The 16,620-nt window shown below is 62.6% G+C and carries 17 protein-coding genes and 1 tRNA gene; 5 read left to right on the top strand and 13 right to left on the bottom strand.

Translation table 11 applies throughout. The annotated features are described in order from the left end of the window. Positions 1 to 13 precede the first annotated feature (13 nt). On the bottom strand, positions 14 to 103 hold the full coding sequence (locus E0H22_RS01645; RefSeq protein WP_233024035.1) for a K(+)-transporting ATPase subunit F: 90 nt from the start codon (positions 101 to 103) through the stop codon (positions 14 to 16). A 392-nt stretch (positions 104 to 495) separates the two neighbouring features. Beyond that, positions 496 to 582 (bottom strand) — tRNA-Leu (locus E0H22_RS01640). Between the two features lie 162 nt (positions 583 to 744). On the opposite strand from E0H22_RS01640, the gene E0H22_RS01635 reads away from it, so the two are divergent. Beyond that, positions 745 to 1,713 carry a complex I NDUFA9 subunit family protein gene (locus E0H22_RS01635; protein WP_233024034.1) on the top strand — a complete coding sequence of 323 codons (969 nt, stop codon included), beginning with the start codon at positions 745 to 747 and terminating at the stop codon, positions 1,711 to 1,713. 110 nt (positions 1,714 to 1,823) lie between these two features. Here the strand turns inward: E0H22_RS01635 and E0H22_RS01630 are convergent, their stop codons facing one another. The 8 genes from E0H22_RS01630 to dnaK form a co-directional block, all read right to left on the bottom strand. After that, positions 1,824 to 2,444 carry a 2,3-bisphosphoglycerate-dependent phosphoglycerate mutase gene (locus tag E0H22_RS01630; protein WP_233024033.1) on the bottom strand — a complete coding sequence of 207 codons (621 nt, stop codon included), beginning with the start codon at positions 2,442 to 2,444 and terminating at the stop codon, positions 1,824 to 1,826. Between the two features lie 78 nt (positions 2,445 to 2,522). Continuing rightward, on the bottom strand, positions 2,523 to 3,338 hold the full coding sequence (dapB, locus tag E0H22_RS01625; RefSeq protein WP_233024032.1) for a 4-hydroxy-tetrahydrodipicolinate reductase: 816 nt from the start codon (positions 3,336 to 3,338) through the stop codon (positions 2,523 to 2,525). 167 nt (positions 3,339 to 3,505) lie between these two features. After that, on the bottom strand, positions 3,506 to 3,814 hold the full coding sequence (locus E0H22_RS01620; protein WP_233024031.1) for a DUF1330 domain-containing protein: 309 nt from the start codon (positions 3,812 to 3,814) through the stop codon (positions 3,506 to 3,508). A 120-nt stretch (positions 3,815 to 3,934) separates the two neighbouring features. Beyond that, positions 3,935 to 4,648 (bottom strand): orotidine-5'-phosphate decarboxylase, encoded by a 714-nt coding sequence (gene pyrF, locus E0H22_RS01615; protein WP_233024030.1) that lies wholly within the window; start codon positions 4,646 to 4,648, stop codon positions 3,935 to 3,937. A 7-nt stretch (positions 4,649 to 4,655) separates the two neighbouring features. Then, on the bottom strand, positions 4,656 to 5,234 hold the full coding sequence (locus E0H22_RS01610; protein ID WP_233024029.1) for an NADPH-dependent FMN reductase: 579 nt from the start codon (positions 5,232 to 5,234) through the stop codon (positions 4,656 to 4,658). A 48-nt stretch (positions 5,235 to 5,282) separates the two neighbouring features. Further along, positions 5,283 to 5,885: a class I SAM-dependent methyltransferase gene (locus tag E0H22_RS01605; protein ID WP_233024028.1), complete on the bottom strand. Its 603-nt coding sequence runs from the start codon at positions 5,883 to 5,885 to the stop codon at positions 5,283 to 5,285. Positions 5,886 to 5,978: 93 nt separating this feature from the next. Further along, on the bottom strand, positions 5,979 to 7,118 hold the full coding sequence (gene dnaJ, locus E0H22_RS01600; protein WP_233024027.1) for a molecular chaperone DnaJ: 1,140 nt from the start codon (positions 7,116 to 7,118) through the stop codon (positions 5,979 to 5,981). A gap of 160 nt (positions 7,119 to 7,278) precedes the next feature. Then, complete coding sequence (gene dnaK / locus E0H22_RS01595; protein WP_233024026.1) at positions 7,279 to 9,177, bottom strand: molecular chaperone DnaK; 1,899 nt, start codon at positions 9,175 to 9,177, stop codon at positions 7,279 to 7,281. Between the two features lie 363 nt (positions 9,178 to 9,540). Between dnaK and E0H22_RS01590 the strand changes: the two genes are divergently transcribed. Continuing rightward, on the top strand, positions 9,541 to 10,479 hold the full coding sequence (locus E0H22_RS01590; protein ID WP_233024025.1) for a hypothetical protein: 939 nt from the start codon (positions 9,541 to 9,543) through the stop codon (positions 10,477 to 10,479). A 63-nt stretch (positions 10,480 to 10,542) separates the two neighbouring features. Further along, positions 10,543 to 11,259 carry a bifunctional nicotinamidase/pyrazinamidase gene (pncA, locus tag E0H22_RS01585; protein ID WP_430715202.1) on the top strand — a complete coding sequence of 239 codons (717 nt, stop codon included), beginning with the start codon at positions 10,543 to 10,545 and terminating at the stop codon, positions 11,257 to 11,259. On the opposite strand, the gene E0H22_RS01580 is transcribed toward pncA, so the two are convergent. Both E0H22_RS01580 and E0H22_RS01575 read right to left on the bottom strand, forming a co-directional pair. Then, positions 11,248 to 12,759 carry a hypothetical protein gene (locus tag E0H22_RS01580; RefSeq protein WP_233024024.1) on the bottom strand — a complete coding sequence of 504 codons (1,512 nt, stop codon included), beginning with the start codon at positions 12,757 to 12,759 and terminating at the stop codon, positions 11,248 to 11,250. The genes pncA and E0H22_RS01580 overlap by 12 nt on opposite strands. A gap of 68 nt (positions 12,760 to 12,827) precedes the next feature. Then, a complete protein-coding gene (locus tag E0H22_RS01575) occupies positions 12,828 to 13,637 on the bottom strand; it encodes an undecaprenyl-diphosphate phosphatase (RefSeq protein WP_233024023.1) in 810 nt (269 codons plus the stop codon). A 196-nt stretch (positions 13,638 to 13,833) separates the two neighbouring features. Here E0H22_RS01575 and E0H22_RS01570 point away from each other — a divergent pair, with 196 nt between their 5' ends. Together E0H22_RS01570 and queG are read left to right on the top strand one after the other, a co-directional pair. Next, positions 13,834 to 14,526 (top strand): glutathione S-transferase family protein, encoded by a 693-nt coding sequence (locus tag E0H22_RS01570; protein ID WP_233024022.1) that lies wholly within the window; start codon positions 13,834 to 13,836, stop codon positions 14,524 to 14,526. 151 nt (positions 14,527 to 14,677) lie between these two features. Beyond that, positions 14,678 to 15,802, top strand: a complete 1,125-nt coding sequence (gene queG, locus E0H22_RS01565) for a tRNA epoxyqueuosine(34) reductase QueG (RefSeq protein WP_233024021.1) — start codon at positions 14,678 to 14,680, stop codon at positions 15,800 to 15,802. Between the two features lie 38 nt (positions 15,803 to 15,840). Here the strand turns inward: queG and E0H22_RS01560 are convergent, their stop codons facing one another. After that, positions 15,841 to 16,620 (bottom strand): alpha/beta hydrolase, encoded by a 780-nt coding sequence (locus tag E0H22_RS01560; protein ID WP_233024020.1) that lies wholly within the window; start codon positions 16,618 to 16,620, stop codon positions 15,841 to 15,843.

Here is a 16,620-nt window from a genome sequence, read left to right as displayed (position 1 = left end):
TTTTGACGCGCGCTCAGAACCGCTCGGGGCGGAGCAGCGCGTAGGTGAGATAAATGAGGAGAGCGGCCGAGACCGTGCCGGCGAGCACGTAGTCGAAGATCATGATCCGCCTCCTCACAGCCGTTCGCAGGCATGGGCGTAGCCCAGCGCGAGAAGGAAAAAGCCGAGCCCGAGGCCCAGCATGAGAATGTCCAGCATGGAACGCTCCTGAGTACTGGCGACGACGGCGCGAAGAACGCGCCCGAGCGCGGAGAGCGCGCCCGACGTCGATCAGGTGCCATTCAGGACGTAGGTTTTCGAGACGAGGGAGACTGCGAACTTATAGGAATGCCATAAAGGCCCGGATGGCAGCCGACCGCACAGGACGCCGCGGCCACGGCCCGGCAATCGCCGGCCGGCAAACAGGCTGCGTTCAAGCCGCTTCCGCGCCAAACGCGCAGGCCAATCCGTCGATGTTACTGAAATGCTCTGACAATCAGAGACTTAAGAGCACGATGGTGCCCAGGAAAGGACTCGAACCTTCACGGCCGTTAAGCCACTGGCACCTGAAGCCAGCGCGTCTACCAATTCCGCCACCTGGGCACGTGCGAGGCACGTGGCGCGGTGTGTAGGGGGCCGTTACGCACTTGTCAAATTGCTTTGTGCAATTCCTTTCCGCTGTACAGGCCCCACGGCTTGGCGTATCGCGAAACGGTCTAAACTGCCGCCTTTTCAACGCCTGCCCCCCGCTAAGGAACTGACCCCATGGCTGCCCCCATCGACACACTCGTCACGGTTTTCGGCGGATCCGGTTTCGTGGGGCGGCACGTGGTCCGCGCGCTGGCCAAGCGCGATTACCGGATTCGCGTCGCCGTGCGCCGCCCGGAGCTTGCCGGCCATCTGCAGCCGCTCGGCCGCGTCGGCCAGATCCACGCCGTGCAGGCCAATATCCGCAACCCCGCCTCCATCAAGGCCGCCATGCGCGATGCTTCCATCGTGGTGAACCTGGTCGGCATCCTCAGCGAAGGCGGCAAGCAGAGCTTCGACGCCGTGCAGGCCGAAGGTGCCGGCGCCATCGCGCAGGCCGCCGCCGAAATCGGCGCCCGCCTGGTGCATGTCTCCGCCATCGGCGCCGATGCCAATTCCGAATCGGCCTATTCCCGGGCCAAGGCGGCCGGCGAGCAGAACGTGCTCGCCGCCGTGCCGTCGGCCTCGATCCTGCGCCCGTCGCTGGTGTTCGGCCCGGAAGACAACCTCACCAACCGCTTTGCCGCGCTGGCCCGTGTCGTGCCGATCATGCCGGTGTTCGGTGCCGAGACGAAAATGCAGCCGGTGTTTGTCGGCGATGTCGCCCAGGCCGTGGCCGCCGCGGCCGACGGCAAGACCAGGCCGGGCGCCGTCTATGAACTCGGCGGGCCGGAAGTGCTGGCCATGCAGGAGATCGTCGCCATCGTGCTCAAGACCATCGAGCGCGAACGCATGATCCTGCCGGTGCCGATGGGCATCGCCAAGCTGAAATCCTATGTCCTGCAATTCGCGCCCGGCGACTTCAAGCTGACGCCGGATCAGGTGGCGATGCTGAAGGTGGACAATGTCGTGTCCGAAGCCGCCAAGACCGCCGGCCTGACGCTGGAAGGTCTCGGCATCGCGCCGGATTCGCTGGAAGCAGTCGCCCCGCAATATCTCTGGCGCTTCCGCGCCACCGGCCAGTTCGCGCATAACGGCGCGAACTGAGCCTTTCGTCCAATAACAACAAAATGCCCGCAACAAATGGTGCGGGCATTTTTCGTTACGGACCTGCCTCACTGATGCCGCAAGATTTGCCGCAACAATGACGCAAGAAATCACGCCAGATCGAGCTTCGATTCCACGGTTGCATCCGCCTTGAGTCGATAGATGATCGGTGCGCCGGTGCCGAGTTCGCGGGCCAGAATGCCTTCCGGCGACAGTTTTTCCAGCACCATGATCAGCGCGCGCAGTGAATTGCCGTGCGCGGCCACCAGCGTGCGCTCGCCACGGAGCACGCCCGGCAGGATTTCCTGCACGTAGTACGGCAGCGTACGGGCCAGCGTGTCCTTCAGGCTCTCGCCGCCGGGCGGCGGCACGTCATAGGACCGGCGCCAGATATGCACCTGCTCCTCGCCCCACTTGGCGCGCGCATCGTCCTTGTTGAGCCCGGAGAGATCGCCGTAGTCACGCTCGTTCAGCGCGAGATGTTTTGTCACCGGAATGCCGGTCTGGCCCATTTCCTCCAGCGCCAGACGCAGCGTGTGCTGGGCGCGGGTGAGCGCAGAGGTGAAGGCGACATCGAAGGTCAGGCCCTGCGCCTTGAGCTTGCGGCCGGCTTCCCTGGCTTCGGTGACGCCCTTCTCGGTGAGGTCCGGGTCTTTCCAGCCAGTGAACAGGTTCTTCAGATTCCAGTCGCTCTGGCCGTGGCGGACGAGCACGAGAAGACGGTCGGTCATCGCAGTTTCCGTTGTTGGAGCATGGTCTCGAAACGTGGCAGCCGATTTTCGGATGAGATCATGCTCAAAAGAAGGTTCTTACTTCTCACCGAGACCGAGCACGTCGGCCATCGAATAGTGTCCGGGCGACTTACCATGCGCCCACATGGCCGCCTTCAGCGCGCCATGCGCGAAGATCATGCGATCCTCGGCCTTATGCGTGAGTTCGATGCGCTCATGCGGGCCAGCAAAGATCACGGTATGCTCACCGGCAACGGTGCCGCCGCGCAGCGACGCGAAGCCGATATCGCCGGCCTTGCGCGCGCCGGTGATACCATCACGGCCGCGTGCGGAATGCGTTTCGAGCGAGACCTTGCGACCATCGGCAGCGGCCTGGCCGAGCATGAAAGCAGTGCCCGACGGCGCATCGATCTTCGCCTTGTGATGCATTTCCAGCACTTCGATGTCGAAACCGTCGTCGAGCGATTGCGCGACACGCTTCACCAATGCCGCAAGCAAATTGACACCGAGACTCATATTACCGGACTGCACCACGATCGCCTGCTTGGTGACGCTCTTGATCACGGCATCGTCGGAGGCCGAAAGACCGGTGGTGCCGATCACATGCACGATGCCGCGCTGAGCGGCGATGGCGACATTGGCGATGGTCGCGGCCGGTACGGTGAAATCGAGGATGCCATCCGCCTCTTTCGACAGGGTCCACAGATCGGCCGAGAGCTTGATGCCGTTTTCCGGCAGGCCGGCGAGTACGCCGGCATCCTGGCCGAGCAGTTCCGAGGTCGGCGCTTCCAGCGCACCGGCAAGCACGGCGCCGGGCGTTTCAGCGATGGTGCGGATCAGCGCGCGGCCCATGCGGCCGCCGGCGCCGGCAACGATCAATCTCATATCGGACATCTGACGTTCCTTCGTATTTCAGGCGGTATAGCGGCGCAGTGCTGCGGCGGCAACACGCGCGCGCATTCCGAAATCCTCAGATACCAATCGGATCAAGGACATGCTTAAGGCCTGCTGCTGAGATCGTCCCTCCTGATGCCCGGGGCCGGTCTATCCCAATAACGAGGTCAAAGGGCCGGCTGCGGCCCGTCATAGCCCTCGATGATCACCAGATCGCTCTCACCATGCGGTTTGCGCATCTCGACGAGGCGCTGGTATTCGGGCGAGTTGTAGCAGGCGAGCGCTGTCGCATAATCCTTGAATTCGAGCACGACATTGCGTGTGCGCGAGGTGCCTTCCTTGGCCTCGAACTGGCCACCGCGAACGATGAACTTGGCGCCGTATTTCGCGAAGACAGGGCCGTTTTCGGCGACATATTGCTTGTAGCCGTCCATGTTGTGCACATCGACACGTGCGATCCAGTAGGCCTTCGGCATTTTTCGTTCTCCCTTTTAGCTCAGTCCTCATGGTGAGGAGGCGCGAAGCGCCGTCTCGAACCATGAATAATTGAAACTCCGAGCCCGCGGCCATCCTTCGAGACGCCGCTGCGCGGCTCCTCAGGATGAGGGGCGGAGTGAAGCTGTAATCTCGGCCACGATCGCCTCCGCCGCCGCCTTCGGATCGTCCGCCGCCATGATCGGACGACCGACCACGAGATAATCCGAACCGGCGGCAATCGCCTTGGCCGGGGTCATCACGCGTTTCTGGTCGCCGAGTTCGGCGCCTGCGGGGCGCACGCCCGGCGTCACCAGCACCATCTCCGGCTTGATCAGCTTGCGCAGGTTGCCGGCTTCCTCCGGCGAACAAACGAGACCGTCGATACCGAGCGCCTGCGCCTGTTGGGCGCGCGTGGTGACGAGCTCGCTGACGCCGAGCTGATAGCCGGCGGCCTTGAGATCTTCATTGTCGTAGGAGGTCAGCACGGTGACCGCGAGGATGCGCAGAGCGGAGCCTTTGCTGGCATTGGCCGCAGCCTGCATGGTTTGCGGATAGGCGTGCACCGTGAGGAAGGTCGCACCGAGCCTCGCAACGCTCTCGACACCGCGCGCAACTGTGTTGCCGATGTCGTGCATCTTCAGATCGGCGAACACTTTCTTTCCGGCATCCGCAAGCTTGCGCACCAGCGGCAGGCCGCCGGCATAACCAAGCTGATAGCCGATCTTGTAGAATGTCACGCTATCGCCGAGCCGTTCGATCATCGCTTCGGCCGACGCGACGTCGGGCACGTCAAGCGCAACGATCAGGCGGTCGCGGGGATCGATGGCGGTCATGTCAGGCTCACTTCATCTGCTGGGCGACGTCGATCAACTGCCGCACCATGGATTGCATCGCCGCGATATCGGCGGGGTGTTTGAGACGATCCGTCTCGTCATAGGCGTCGTCGGCATGCGACAGCGCGAGCTGGCTCGGAATCACCAGCGCGCGGCAGGCCGATAGCACCAGCCGCAGCGCTTCGAGGCAGCGCGTGCCCCCGAGACGTCCGTTGGATGCGGCAGCGATGGCGAAGGCGCGGCCACGAAACACGTGGCCCCTGCCCTCCTGCCCGTCGGTGACGCGTGAAACCCAATCGATCGTGTTCTTCACGAGCGGCGGCAGGGAGGAATTGTATTCGGGCGTCACGATCAACACGCCGTCATGTGCAGCCATCATGCGCTTCAGATTGAGCGCGTGTTTCGGCACACCGGATGAGGCTTCGAGGTCGCCGTCATAGATCGGCAATGGAAAATCCCCCAGCGAGATGCGCGTGACCTCAGCATCCGCGCGCACGAGTTCATCGACGGCAGCAGCCGCCAGCTTCGCATTGAGCGATCCGGTGCGCAGTGAGCCAGGAATGACGAGGATTTTCGGTGCAGCCATATGTCCGATCGCTTTGGTGGCGGAGCCGCCGCGCGATCGCAAACGGCCTCAGCCCTTGCGATACACCCAGACGCGGGCGGGCGGAAGATTCAACCAGATCCGTTCGGAGGCCTCGGTGGACACTCCGGGCAGCGACTTCGGGATCGGCGGCGCCACCGAATAGGTGAACTGCACGAAGGGTGCATGCGGCGCGAGCGCTGCGAAGGCATCGCGAATCAGCTTCAGACGCGTCAGCATTGGTTTGGTGACGAGCGGCAGGCCGGAGACGACGGCGGAGGCCGGCTCCTTCAGCACGTCCCAGAGCGTATCACGAAGCGTATAGGCATCGCCCTGCACCACGGTCGCCTGCGGATAGCGCTCACGCAGCAGGGCGCAGAAGGTGGGATTGAATTCGACGAGAACCAGACGCTTCTGGTCGATCCCATGCGCAACGAGGGCGGTGGTGATTGCGCCGGTGCCGGGACCGAGTTCGATGACCGGGCCGGTCCCCTGCGGGTCGACATATTGCGCCATGGTGCGGGCCAGCGCTTTGCCCGAAGGCATGACCGCGCCCATATGCAGCGGCTTGTCGATCCATGAGCGAATAAAGCGGACTTCGTCATCGAGGCGAAGTGGCTTTTTCAACGTACGCGCGGACGATTGCAGAGGCATTGTGCTTCCAGGCCGACCGCGTAACGTGCGGAACGTCAGACTTTCGTCATAAAGGGGTATCGCCAACCGCGGAAACGGTCAAGCACTGTAACGTCAGGACGCGCTGCGTGTTCCGAAGAAGTCCTTGACCTTTGTGAAGAATCCCGCTGCCTCTGGTTGCGTTGCACCAGAAGAAAGCTTCTCGAACTCCGCAAGAAGTTCTTGCTGTTTCTTGGTCAGGTTCTGTGGCGTTTCCACCACGACCTGCACATACATGTCGCCCGACTGACGCGACCGCAGCACAGGCATGCCCTTGCCGCTAACGCGGAAGCGGCGCCCGGATTGGGTGCCGGACGGCACTTTGACCTTGTTGCGGTTGCCATCGATGGTCGGCACTTCGAATTCGCCGCCGAGTGCTGCAGTGACCATGGAGATCGGCACCCGGCAATGCAGGTCGGCGCCATCGCGCTGGAAGAAGTCATGCGCGGCGAGCGACAGGAAGATATAGAGATCCCCTGCGGGACCACCACGCGTGCCGGCTTCGCCTTCATTGGCAAGACGGATGCGGGTGCCATCCTCGACGCCGGCGGGAATGTTCACCGACAGCGAACGCTCGCGCTCGACACGGCCGGCGCCGGAGCAGCTCGGGCACGGATCCTCGATCATCTGGCCGCGGCCATGACAGCTCGGGCAGGTACGCTCCAGCGTGAAGAAGCCCTGGGCTTGGCGCACGCGGCCGGCTCCGCCGCAGGTCGAGCAGTTCTTCGGCTTGGTGCCGGCCTTGGCGCCGGTGCCGGAGCAGGCTTCGCAGGTCACCGCGACCGGGATCTCGATCTGCGCGGTCTTGCCGGAGAAAGCTTCCTCCAGCGTGATTTCCATATTGTAGCGCAGATCGGCGCCACGCTCGCGGCCACCGCTGCTACGGCCGCCGCGCTGCCCGGCCATGCCGAACAGGTCTTCGAAAATATCGGAGAAAGATGAGGCAAAGCCGGAGCCGAAGCCGGCACCACCGCCGCCATGGCCCTGCTCGAACGCGGCATGACCGAAGCGATCATAGGCCGCGCGCTTGTCGCTGTCCTTGAGGACGTCGTAAGCTTCGGCGATTTCCTTGAACTTGATTTCGGCGCTGGCATCGCCGGGGTTCTTGTCCGGATGCCACTTCATCGCAAGCTTGCGGAACGACGACTTCAAAGTCGCATCATTGGCCGTGCGATCGACTTCCAGCGTTTCGTAGTAACATTGCTTGGTGGACATTCGTCAGATCCGCCCGAAATCCCAGGTCGCCGCATCATCATGATGCGATATATGCCGATGCAATCCGCGTGCTAGCTGCATCGACTTCACAAAAAATGACCCCCATCCATCGTCAGCCACAGAGTGCTGCTCTGGATGAGGGTCATCGTTCTGCTCGCTATCAGGCCGACTTCTTCGGCTTGTCGTCGTCGACTTCCGTGAATTCGGCGTCGACGATGTCATCCTTGGCCGCGTCGCGCTTGGCGTCGGCTTCGGCCTGCTGGGTGTACATCGCCTCGCCGAGCTTCATGGAAGCCTGGGCCAGCGTGTTGGTCTTGGTCTTGATCGCCTCTGCGTCGTCGCCCTTCAGCGCTTCCTTCAGATCGGCAATCGCGTCCTCGATGGCCTTGCGCTCGCCCTCGGCGACCTTGTCACCGTGTTCGGTGAGGGCCTTCTCGGTCGAATGCACCAGCGCGTCGCCATGGTTCTTGGCGTCCACGGCCTCACGACGCTTCTTGTCGTCGGCGGCGTTGGCTTCGGCGTCCTTGACCATCTTCTCGATGTCGGCTTCCGACAGACCACCAGATGCCTGAATGCGGATCTGCTGTTCCTTGTTGGTCGCCTTGTCCTTCGCCGACACGTTGACGATGCCGTTGGCGTCGATGTCGAAGGTCACCTCGATCTGCGGCATGCCGCGCGGAGCCGGCGGAATGCCCATCAGGTCGAACTGCCCGAGCGGCTTGTTGTCCGCCGCCATTTCGCGTTCGCCCTGGAAGACCCGGATGGTGACCGCGTTCTGATTGTCTTCGGCGGTCGAGAATACCTGGCTCTTCTTGGTCGGGATCGTGGTGTTGCGATCGATGATGCGGGTGAACACGCCGCCCAGCGTCTCGATGCCCAGCGACAGCGGGGTGACGTCGAGCAGCAGCACGTCCTTGACGTCGCCCTGCAGAACGCCGGCCTGAATGGCGGCGCCGATGGCCACGACTTCGTCCGGATTGACGCCCTTGTGGGGCTCCTTGCCGAAGAACTGCTTCACGACTTCCTGGATCTTCGGCATGCGGATCATGCCGCCGACCAGAACGACTTCGCCGACTTCACCGGCGGTGAGACCGGCATCCTTCAGCGCCTTGCGGCACGGCTCGATGGTCTTCTGGATCAGGTCGTCCACCAGTGCCTCGAACTTGGCGCGGGTGAGCTTCAGGGTCAGATGCTTCGGACCGGTGGCATCCGCCGTGATGAAGGGCAGGTTGATTTCGGTCTGTGTCGTGGACGACAGCTCGATCTTGGCCTTTTCGGCAGCTTCCTTCAGGCGCTGCAGAGCCAGCTTGTCCTGGCGCAGGTCGATGCCCTGCTCTTTCTTGAATTCATCGGCGAGGTAGCCGACCAGACGCATGTCGAAATCTTCACCGCCGAGGAACGTGTCGCCATTGGTCGACTTCACCTCGAACACGCCATCGCCGATCTCGAGGATGGAGACGTCGAAGGTGCCGCCGCCGAGGTCGTACACCGCAATGGTGCCGGACTTCGACTTGTCGAGACCATAGGCCAGCGCAGCCGCGGTCGGCTCGTTGATGATGCGCAGCACTTCGAGACCGGCGATCTTACCGGCATCCTTGGTGGCCTGGCGCTGGGCGTCGTTGAAATAGGCGGGAACGGTGATGACGGCCTGCTCGACCTTCTGGCCGAGATGGGCTTCCGCCGTTTCCTTCATCTTCTGCAGGGTGAAGGCGGAGATCTGCGACGGGGAGTAGGACTTGCCGTCCACCTCGACCCACGCATCGCCGTTGCCGCCCTTGGCAATCTTGTAGGGGACGAGCTTCTTGTCCTTCTCGACGGTCGGATCGTCATAGCGGCGGCCGATCAGGCGCTTCACCGCGAAAATCGTGCGCTCGGGATTGGTAACCGCCTGGCGCTTGGCGGGCTGGCCGACGAGGCGCTCGCCGTCATCGGTAAAGGCGACGATGGACGGGGTCGTCCGCATGCCTTCTGCGTTCTCGATGACCTTCGGATTTTTGCCATCCATCACGGCGACGCAGGAATTCGTCGTACCGAGGTCGATACCGATGACCTTTCCCATGCTCTTACTTCCTTTTTCTGCGGCAGGTTGGCCGGGCCCAACGGGCGCCCCGCTCAAACCCCCAAATCAATCACATGCTCGCGATATTGCGACGCTGAGCGTCATATAGGAGGGGGCTAGGTTGCCGCAAGGCATCCCACAGGGCCTTAGACGCGGAAATCATAGGGCATTCGGGAAATTAATTAACCCTGAACGCGCGGTTCGAAGGGTGCAACGCGACGGATCGGCGCGGGACCTTGCGGGAACGGATTTGTGCCTTGATCTGTTGCTGGAACAGGGCAACCTGAGCCCCTCTCGGCAGGCTGGCCGTTCGCGCCGCTCCGCCCGTCGACCCGCCGCCACACCGAGCCAAGTAAAACCCTGATGAGACATCTCGCGCCCCTGTTCGCCCTGACAGTGTTGTTATCCGCCTTCACCCCGGCCCAAGCGGCGGATCCCGTTTACCCGCCAGGGGTCCGCATCGGTATCACCCCGTCAGTGGGTCTGGAGCCGTCCAGGACCTTCACCGGTTTCCAGACCTCCGATCAGGGCGTGAAGATGCTGATGACCGAACTGCCGGCAGCGGCCTTCACCGAGGTCGAGACCGCGTTCAGGACCAATCCGGCCGGGATGACGCTGAAACCGGAGACCATCGAGACCGGCGCCGGCCGGGCCTTCTATACGGTCGAGAGCGCCAAGGATGCTGCGGGCACGCCGGTGCGGCGTTATTCGATGATCATCAATGGCGGCTCGTTCTCCGGTTATGTGGCCGTGCAAGTTCCGGAAAACGCGCAGAAAATCTACACCGACGACGCCGTTCGCCAGATGTTCGCCAGCGTCACCGTCCGCAAGGACGTGCCGCTCGACGAGCAGCTCGGCATGATGCCCTTCAAGATTTCGCAACTCAGCGATTTCAAGAACGTCCGCATGCTGGCGCCCGGCGCTGCGATCCTGCTGGCAGATTCGGTCGACGAGAACGCCGTCGAAACGAGCCCGTTCATGATCCTCGGCAGCGTCGGCTCGGCGCCGGATCGGGCCGATGACCGCGGCCGCTTCGCCCAGCAGGCGGCAGCCCAGATCCCCGGTCTGCGCGAGGCGCGCATCACCCTGTCCGAACCGCAGCGGATCGACGGCATGCCGGGCTACGAGACCCGCATCGATGCCATCAGCGGCAAAGGCAATACGCCGGTGACCGTGGTGCAATGGCTGCGCTTCGGCAGCGGCAAGACCGCCATGCGCATCATCGCCAGTGCCCCGCGCGACGACTGGTCGAAAGCCTTCCCGCGTTTCCGCGCCGTTCGCGATGGGATCGAGCCGCGCTGACACACGCTTTACGTCCCGTCCCCGACCTGATTTGCTGAGGCAATTCGGGCGGGAGATTTTGCGATGTTCGATCGACGTCAACTTCTCATGGGATTTGGTGCGATGACGGCAACCGGCCTGATGCCAGACACACTTGCCGCCGCTGGCAAGATCAACGCCGACCGCAACTCCGTTCTGCTCGTCATCGACGTGCAGAACTGCTTCCTGCCCGGCGGCAGCCTTGCGGTGAAGGATGGCGGCAAGGTCGTACCCGTCATCAACGCCCTCGCCAAAAAATTCGCTCATGTGGTGATGACCCAGGACTGGCACACGCCGGGCCATATCTCCTTCGCCTCCAGCCATGGCGGCAAGAAGCCGTTCGAAACCACCGACGTCGCTTATGGCAAGCAGGTGCTGTGGCCGGATCACTGCGTGATGGGGACGGATGGCGCCGCGCTGTCGAAGGATCTGACGATTCCCAATGCCGAACTGATCCTGCGCAAGGGCTACAACAAGGACGTCGACAGCTACTCCGCCTTCACCGAAGCGGATGGCAAGACCACCACCGGTCTCGCGGGCTATCTGAAAGCGCGAAAACTGCAGCGCATCTTCGTGGTCGGGCTTGCCACCGACTTCTGCGTGGCCTGGTCAGCGCTGGATGCGCGCAAGGCCGGCTTCGAGACCTACGTGATCGAGGACGCCTGCCGTGGCATCGACACCCAGGGCTCGCTCGCCAAGGCGTGGAGCGACATGCAGAAAGCCGGGGTGAAACGTATCCAGTCCGGTGACCTAGCCGCCTGACGGCCGCCGCGTGAAAATGCCGACCCTGTTCACGGTATCGACCTGCTGGAAGTCCGTCAGCAGGCTGGCGACATCGGAATGCGCCTTCAGCCAGTCGCTGGCGCTTCCGGTCAAGTCATCCACGATCAGAATCGTTGGCGGCGTGCGGCGGATATCTGCGATTAATCTTTGGCGCTCCCGCTCCGCATAGGACTCGAAAGCCGCGGCGCGCACGTCATCCAGCATGCCGTTACGGCGCATGACGGTGAGATAAGTGTCGATCCAGAGCCCTTGCTGGCGCGAGACCCAGGTGCCGCCGACGGCACGGGTGAGCGGATGACCGATCCCCGGCTCAGCCGTGATCGCGAGGATGGCGGGATGCTTCTGTCCGAGTTGCGCCACCCGCTCCTGCAGCGGCCGCGCGTCAAAGGCCACGTCAAACCATAGCATCGCGCGAACAAACAGCGCGAGCAGTAACAAACCTATTCCGAAACGCCATGAACGTGAGGCGCCGTTGTCCTGTGTCATCGCAAAACCGAGACCGAACAAGGCCAGCGCGATTGCCGGGTAGGATTGATAGGGCCAGCCTTTGCCTTGCAACAGAAAAGCGGCGGCAAACGCAGCGGATGTCGCCATGAGCAGCAACAGCGTCGATGCAAGCCGCCGGCCGCGCTGCAGGGTCACGATGGCAAGCAGAGCAATGGCCCACAGGGAAATAGCCGGTTTTTCGAGCAACGCCATCAGAGACGGTTTGACCGGGACATAGACGTCCCTGAGCAGTGGCAGGATTTCGGTGAAGAATTCCGGCCAGACGATCGCAGTGACAGCCACGTAAAGGATACCGCCCGCCGCGGCAGTGAGATGTTCGGGCAGGAGCAACACCCGCCATGACACACGCGTCACGACGCCCACGACCGCCAGCGGCACATACACGGCCAATGCGAAATGCGGCTTGAAAGTCAATGTCACCGCTGCGCCGAGGCCCGCTGCCATCGCCAGCGATTGCGGCGGCGCGACGGCCGTGATTCGCAAAATCAGCGCTGCCAGCAAAGGCAGCAACGCGATCAGGGCGATATGCTCACGCTGACCGAAACTCTGCATCGGCAGAATGGCGAGAATGGCGAAAGCGAGCAACATGAGCGGCCAGCCATATGCGCCGACAAGACCCACGCGTTGCCGCAGCAGAACTGCGCAACAAGTCAACGAAGCAAAGATCGCAATGAAGACCAGCGCATCGACGACGGTTTCCGCAGCCAGACCCATCATCCGCGACATCGCGATAGCCGGCAAATAGGCCAATATCGACATCGGCGGATTGGTTTCGAGCACGTCGATATAGAGTTTGCCGCCATCAAGCACGCGCTCGCCGGCGGTGAGCAACCAGCTCACATCCGTATTGGCCGCCAGGACATGGCGCAGCAGAAGCGCTATCGCAAACAGGCAGGCCAGTGCGAGCCAGGCACTAAAGGAGCGCCGCGCAGCCGATACCGCAGGCGTGCCGGCGTCGAGATTGATAGCCATTCCGATGGTCCGCTGATCGCAGCGATCCTAGAGATCGGGCTTTAACAAGCTGTTTACCGACGGGGGGTTTACGCGCCAAGAGCCAGCGCGATCAGGCCGAGGGTGCCGACGACCACACGCCACCAGGCGAACAGCGCGAAGCCGTGGCGGGTCACATAATTCAGCAGGGTCTTTACGACGAAAAGCGCTGTGATGAACGACACCGCAAAACCGATGGCGATGAGCACGGCGCCATCGGTCGTCAGCTCGTTACGGCTCTTGAACAGATCGTAGGCAAAGGCGCCGACCATGGTCGGGATCGCAAGAAAGAAAGAGAATTCGGCCGCCGCGCGTTTGTCGGCCCCCATCAGCATGGCTCCGACGATGGTGGCGCCCGAACGCGACACGCCGGGAATCATCGCCACACACTGGCAGCAGCCAATCTTGAAATAAGTGAGCAGCGGAAATCCGGTCGCATCGTGATGCACGGGCTGCAGATCGAGCTGATCGACCCAGAGCAGGACCGCGCCGCCGACGATCAACGTGAAACACACGACCCACGGATTGAACAGATAGCCCTTGATGAAGCCACCGAAGGCCGCGCCGAGTACCGCTGCCGGCAGAAAAGCGACGAGCACGCCGATCACGAAACGGCGAGCAGCGGCATCGCCCTTGAACATATCGAGCGCGATTCGCCACAGCTTGCCGAAATAGATCGAGAGAATGGCAAGGATCGCGCCAAGCTGAATGAGGATTGCGAAGCTCTTCCAGAGACCGATTTCATCGATACCGAGAATCCGCTCGACGAGAAGGAGATGGCCCGTGGAAGAGACCGGCAGGAACTCGGTGGCGCCCTCGACAACACCGAGAATTACCGCCCTTAACGTATCAGACATCATCTGCTTGTCGTCCTCACTGGCGGCCTCAAAAAGCCGCGCTCTTCTCGCCTATTCGCTGCAATGCTGCAATCGCAAAAAGCGTGCAATCGCGCCTTGCCTCTCATCCGCGCTTCGTTAGTTTGGCCCGCTCTGCACAGCGTTTATACCGCTGCCACCGAGACGCTTTGTTAACGCCGCTTCCTTAACCAAGGCCCGCATGTACACGCTCTATCATCACGCCTTCTGTCCGCATTCGCGCTTCATTCGCCTTGTTCTTGGCGAATATGGCCTGGACTTGACACTGATGGACGAGCGGCCGTGGGATCGGCGTGAGGATTTTCTGAAGCTCAATCCGGCTGGAACCACACCCGTTCTCGTTTCCGACGATATGCCGCCTGTTCCCGGCGCCGGTATCATCGCCGAATATATTGACGAAGTGCATGGGCTTGCGGCGAAAGATCGCCGGTTGCTGCCGACCTCCATGGCGGAACGTATCGAAGTGCGACGCCTGATGGCCTGGTTCAACGAGAAGTTCTTCGAGGAAGCGTCCGGCCCACTCGTCACAGAACGCATCTACAAGCGCTTCATGAGTGAAGATATCGGCGGCGGCGCACCGTCAATGGATGTGATTCGCGCAGCCAACGCCAATGTGCGCTATCATCTGGCATATATCGGCTGGCTGGCGCGGACGCGAAACTTCCTGGCTGGCGACCGGCTAACCTATGCGGATCTGGTCGCGGCAGCGCATCTGTCGGCGATCGATTATCTGGGCGATGTGCCATGGAGCGAGGACGACGCAGCGAAGGCTTGGTACGCACGGATCAAATCGCGTCCGTCGTTCCGACCGCTGCTGAGCGAGTGGCTGGCGGGCGTGCCGGCTTCGCGGACCTATGTGGATCTCGATTTCTGAGCCGCACTCACTCCGTGCCCTGGGCGCGATGCGATACGCAGTATCGTTTCGCCGAACCGGGGCCGTTGCAAATTCCGGCGTCTGATACGGTCCCGGCTCTGCGGAGCGGCATGAAGAATGCCGCACCGCATCCGGGACAAATGAGCCGAACGTGACGACGACACTGAAGGACAAGCTTGCGCGCGAAGCGAAGACCCTCGGCTTCGATTCCATCGGCATTACCGATCCCGCAGCCATCGATGGCACGCGTGAGAAGCTGGAAGCCTTTCTGGACGCAGGCGCTCATGGCGAGATGGAATGGCTCGCCGACAATCCAGGCCGGCGCGCCGATCCCAAAGTGATGTGGCGAGACGTGCGCTCCGTGATCATGCTCGGTATGAATTACGGACCGGACGAGAACCCGATGACGATCCTCGCTGAGCGGTCCAGAGCCGCGATCTCGGTCTATGCCCGCGGCGACGACTATCACGACCTCATCAAGAAGCGCCTCAAGCAACTGGCTCGCTGGCTGATCGGTGAAGCCGGCGGCGAGGTAAAAGTCTTCGTCGATACGGCCGCAGTGATGGAGAAGCCGCTGGCCTCGGCTGCGGGTCTGGGCTGGCAGGGCAAGCATACCAATATGGTGTCGCGCGAGTTCGGCTCCTGGCTGTTTCTCGGCGCGATCTTCACCACGCTGGAGCTGCCGCGCGACGAGCCGATGACCGATCGCTGCGGCTCCTGCCGCGCGTGTCTCGACAGCTGTCCGACATCGGCCTTCATCGCACCTTATCGCTTGGATGCGCGGCGCTGCATTTCCTACCTCACCATCGAGCACAAAGGCCCGATCCCGCACGAATTCCGCAAAGCCATGGGCAACCGCATCTATGGCTGCGACGATTGCCTGGCGGCATGCCCGTGGAACAAGTTCGCGCGGGAAGGCCGCGAGGCAAAGCTGGCCGCGAGAGACGAACTGCGCGCACCGTCGCTTGCTGAACTATCGAAGCTCGACGATGCAGCGTTTCGCGCGCTGTTCACGAAGTCCCCCGTGAAACGCATCGGCCGCAATCGGTTTTTGCGGAACGTTCTGGTCGCGATCGGCAACTCCGGCGATGCAACGCTGATCGACGATGCGAAGCGGCTGGTGAGCGACGAAAGCTCCCTCGTGCGTGGCGCTGCGGTTTGGGCGCTCGCTCAATTGCAGCCCGGCGACGAGTTTGCTGAGCTAAGCGCATCGATGATCGACGCGGAAAGCGACGACCTGGTGCGCGCCGAGTGGCGAGACCCGCTCGTGTTTTAGGACGGGTATCGCTCGGCTCGACCCGTCCTGCGTCGTCGTCAGAACTCCGCCACCGTCGCCAGGAGCCGTCCGATATCCTGCGGGCGCGACAGGCGGTGATCGCCGTCCTGAATCATGGTCAGCACCACATCCTCGCTTGGCAGCCGCTCGGCGAGACGGAAGGCGTGCTGCCACGGCACGTCGGGATCTTGCCGCCCCTGCAGAATGCGCACGGGACAGCCGACATCGATGGAACCACCGAGCAGGAGGTGATTGCGCCCCTCCTCGATCAATCGCCTGGTGATCGGATAGGGATCGCCATAGTCCGACGGCCTCAGCCATTGCCCGGTGGCCTCGATCTCCGCGCGGATTTCCGGCGAAAATTCTTTCCACATCAGCTCTTCGGTGAAATCCGGGGCCGGCGCGATCAGCACCAGCGCGCGCAGCGAGGCCCGGCCAGCCCTGCCACGACGGGCGATCGCACGCGCCAGGAGTAGCGCCATCCACCCCCCCATGGAGGAGCCGACCACGATCTGCGGCCCTTGGCAGGCCGCATCGAAGGCGGCGAGACCGTCCTCGAGCCAGCTACCGATGGTGCCGTCTTCGAACTTACCGCCGGATTCGCCGTGGCCGGAATAATCGAACCGCACGCAGGCGCGGCCATGCTGCGCCGCCCATTCATCCAGCGCCACCGCCTTGCCGCCCTGCATGTCGGATTTGAAACCGCTCATCCAAAACAGCCCCGGCGCTGCACCTTCGCGAACCCGCATGGCAATCTGCCGGCCATCGGTGCCGCTGCCGACCGTGATGAAACTCGGATCGGGCGCCGGTACGCTCAT

It is taken from the genome of Rhodopseudomonas boonkerdii (assembly GCF_021184025.1).
GTDB lineage: Bacteria > Pseudomonadota > Alphaproteobacteria > Rhizobiales > Xanthobacteraceae > Tardiphaga > Tardiphaga boonkerdii.
The sequence above is the reverse complement of the archived record's forward strand: the minus strand, read 5'-3'. Positions and strand labels throughout refer to the sequence as shown.

Excerpts from the sequence above, each read along its gene's own strand:
- E0H22_RS01645 (WP_233024035.1), bottom strand. The coding sequence starts at position 103 with ATGATCTTCGACTACGTGCTCGCCGGCACGGTCTCGGCCGCTCTCCTC.
- E0H22_RS01635 (WP_233024034.1), top strand. The coding sequence starts at position 745 with ATGGCTGCCCCCATCGACACACTCGTCACGGTTTTCGGCGGATCCGGT.
- E0H22_RS01630 (WP_233024033.1), bottom strand. The coding sequence starts at position 2,444 with ATGACCGACCGTCTTCTCGTGCTCGTCCGCCACGGCCAGAGCGACTGG.
- dapB (WP_233024032.1), bottom strand. The coding sequence starts at position 3,338 with ATGTCCGATATGAGATTGATCGTTGCCGGCGCCGGCGGCCGCATGGGC.
- E0H22_RS01620 (WP_233024031.1), bottom strand. The coding sequence starts at position 3,814 with ATGCCGAAGGCCTACTGGATCGCACGTGTCGATGTGCACAACATGGAC.
- pyrF (WP_233024030.1), bottom strand. The coding sequence starts at position 4,648 with ATGACCGCCATCGATCCCCGCGACCGCCTGATCGTTGCGCTTGACGTG.
- E0H22_RS01610 (WP_233024029.1), bottom strand. The coding sequence starts at position 5,234 with ATGGCTGCACCGAAAATCCTCGTCATTCCTGGCTCACTGCGCACCGGA.
- E0H22_RS01605 (WP_233024028.1), bottom strand. The coding sequence starts at position 5,885 with ATGCCTCTGCAATCGTCCGCGCGTACGTTGAAAAAGCCACTTCGCCTC.
- dnaJ (WP_233024027.1), bottom strand. The coding sequence starts at position 7,118 with ATGTCCACCAAGCAATGTTACTACGAAACGCTGGAAGTCGATCGCACG.
- dnaK (WP_233024026.1), bottom strand. The coding sequence starts at position 9,177 with ATGGGAAAGGTCATCGGTATCGACCTCGGTACGACGAATTCCTGCGTC.
- E0H22_RS01590 (WP_233024025.1), top strand. The coding sequence starts at position 9,541 with ATGAGACATCTCGCGCCCCTGTTCGCCCTGACAGTGTTGTTATCCGCC.
- pncA (WP_430715202.1), top strand. The coding sequence starts at position 10,543 with ATGTTCGATCGACGTCAACTTCTCATGGGATTTGGTGCGATGACGGCA.
- E0H22_RS01580 (WP_233024024.1), bottom strand. The coding sequence starts at position 12,759 with ATGGCTATCAATCTCGACGCCGGCACGCCTGCGGTATCGGCTGCGCGG.
- E0H22_RS01575 (WP_233024023.1), bottom strand. The coding sequence starts at position 13,637 with ATGATGTCTGATACGTTAAGGGCGGTAATTCTCGGTGTTGTCGAGGGC.
- E0H22_RS01570 (WP_233024022.1), top strand. The coding sequence starts at position 13,834 with ATGTACACGCTCTATCATCACGCCTTCTGTCCGCATTCGCGCTTCATT.
- E0H22_RS01560 (WP_233024020.1), bottom strand. The coding sequence starts at position 16,620 with ATGAGCGTACCGGCGCCCGATCCGAGTTTCATCACGGTCGGCAGCGGC.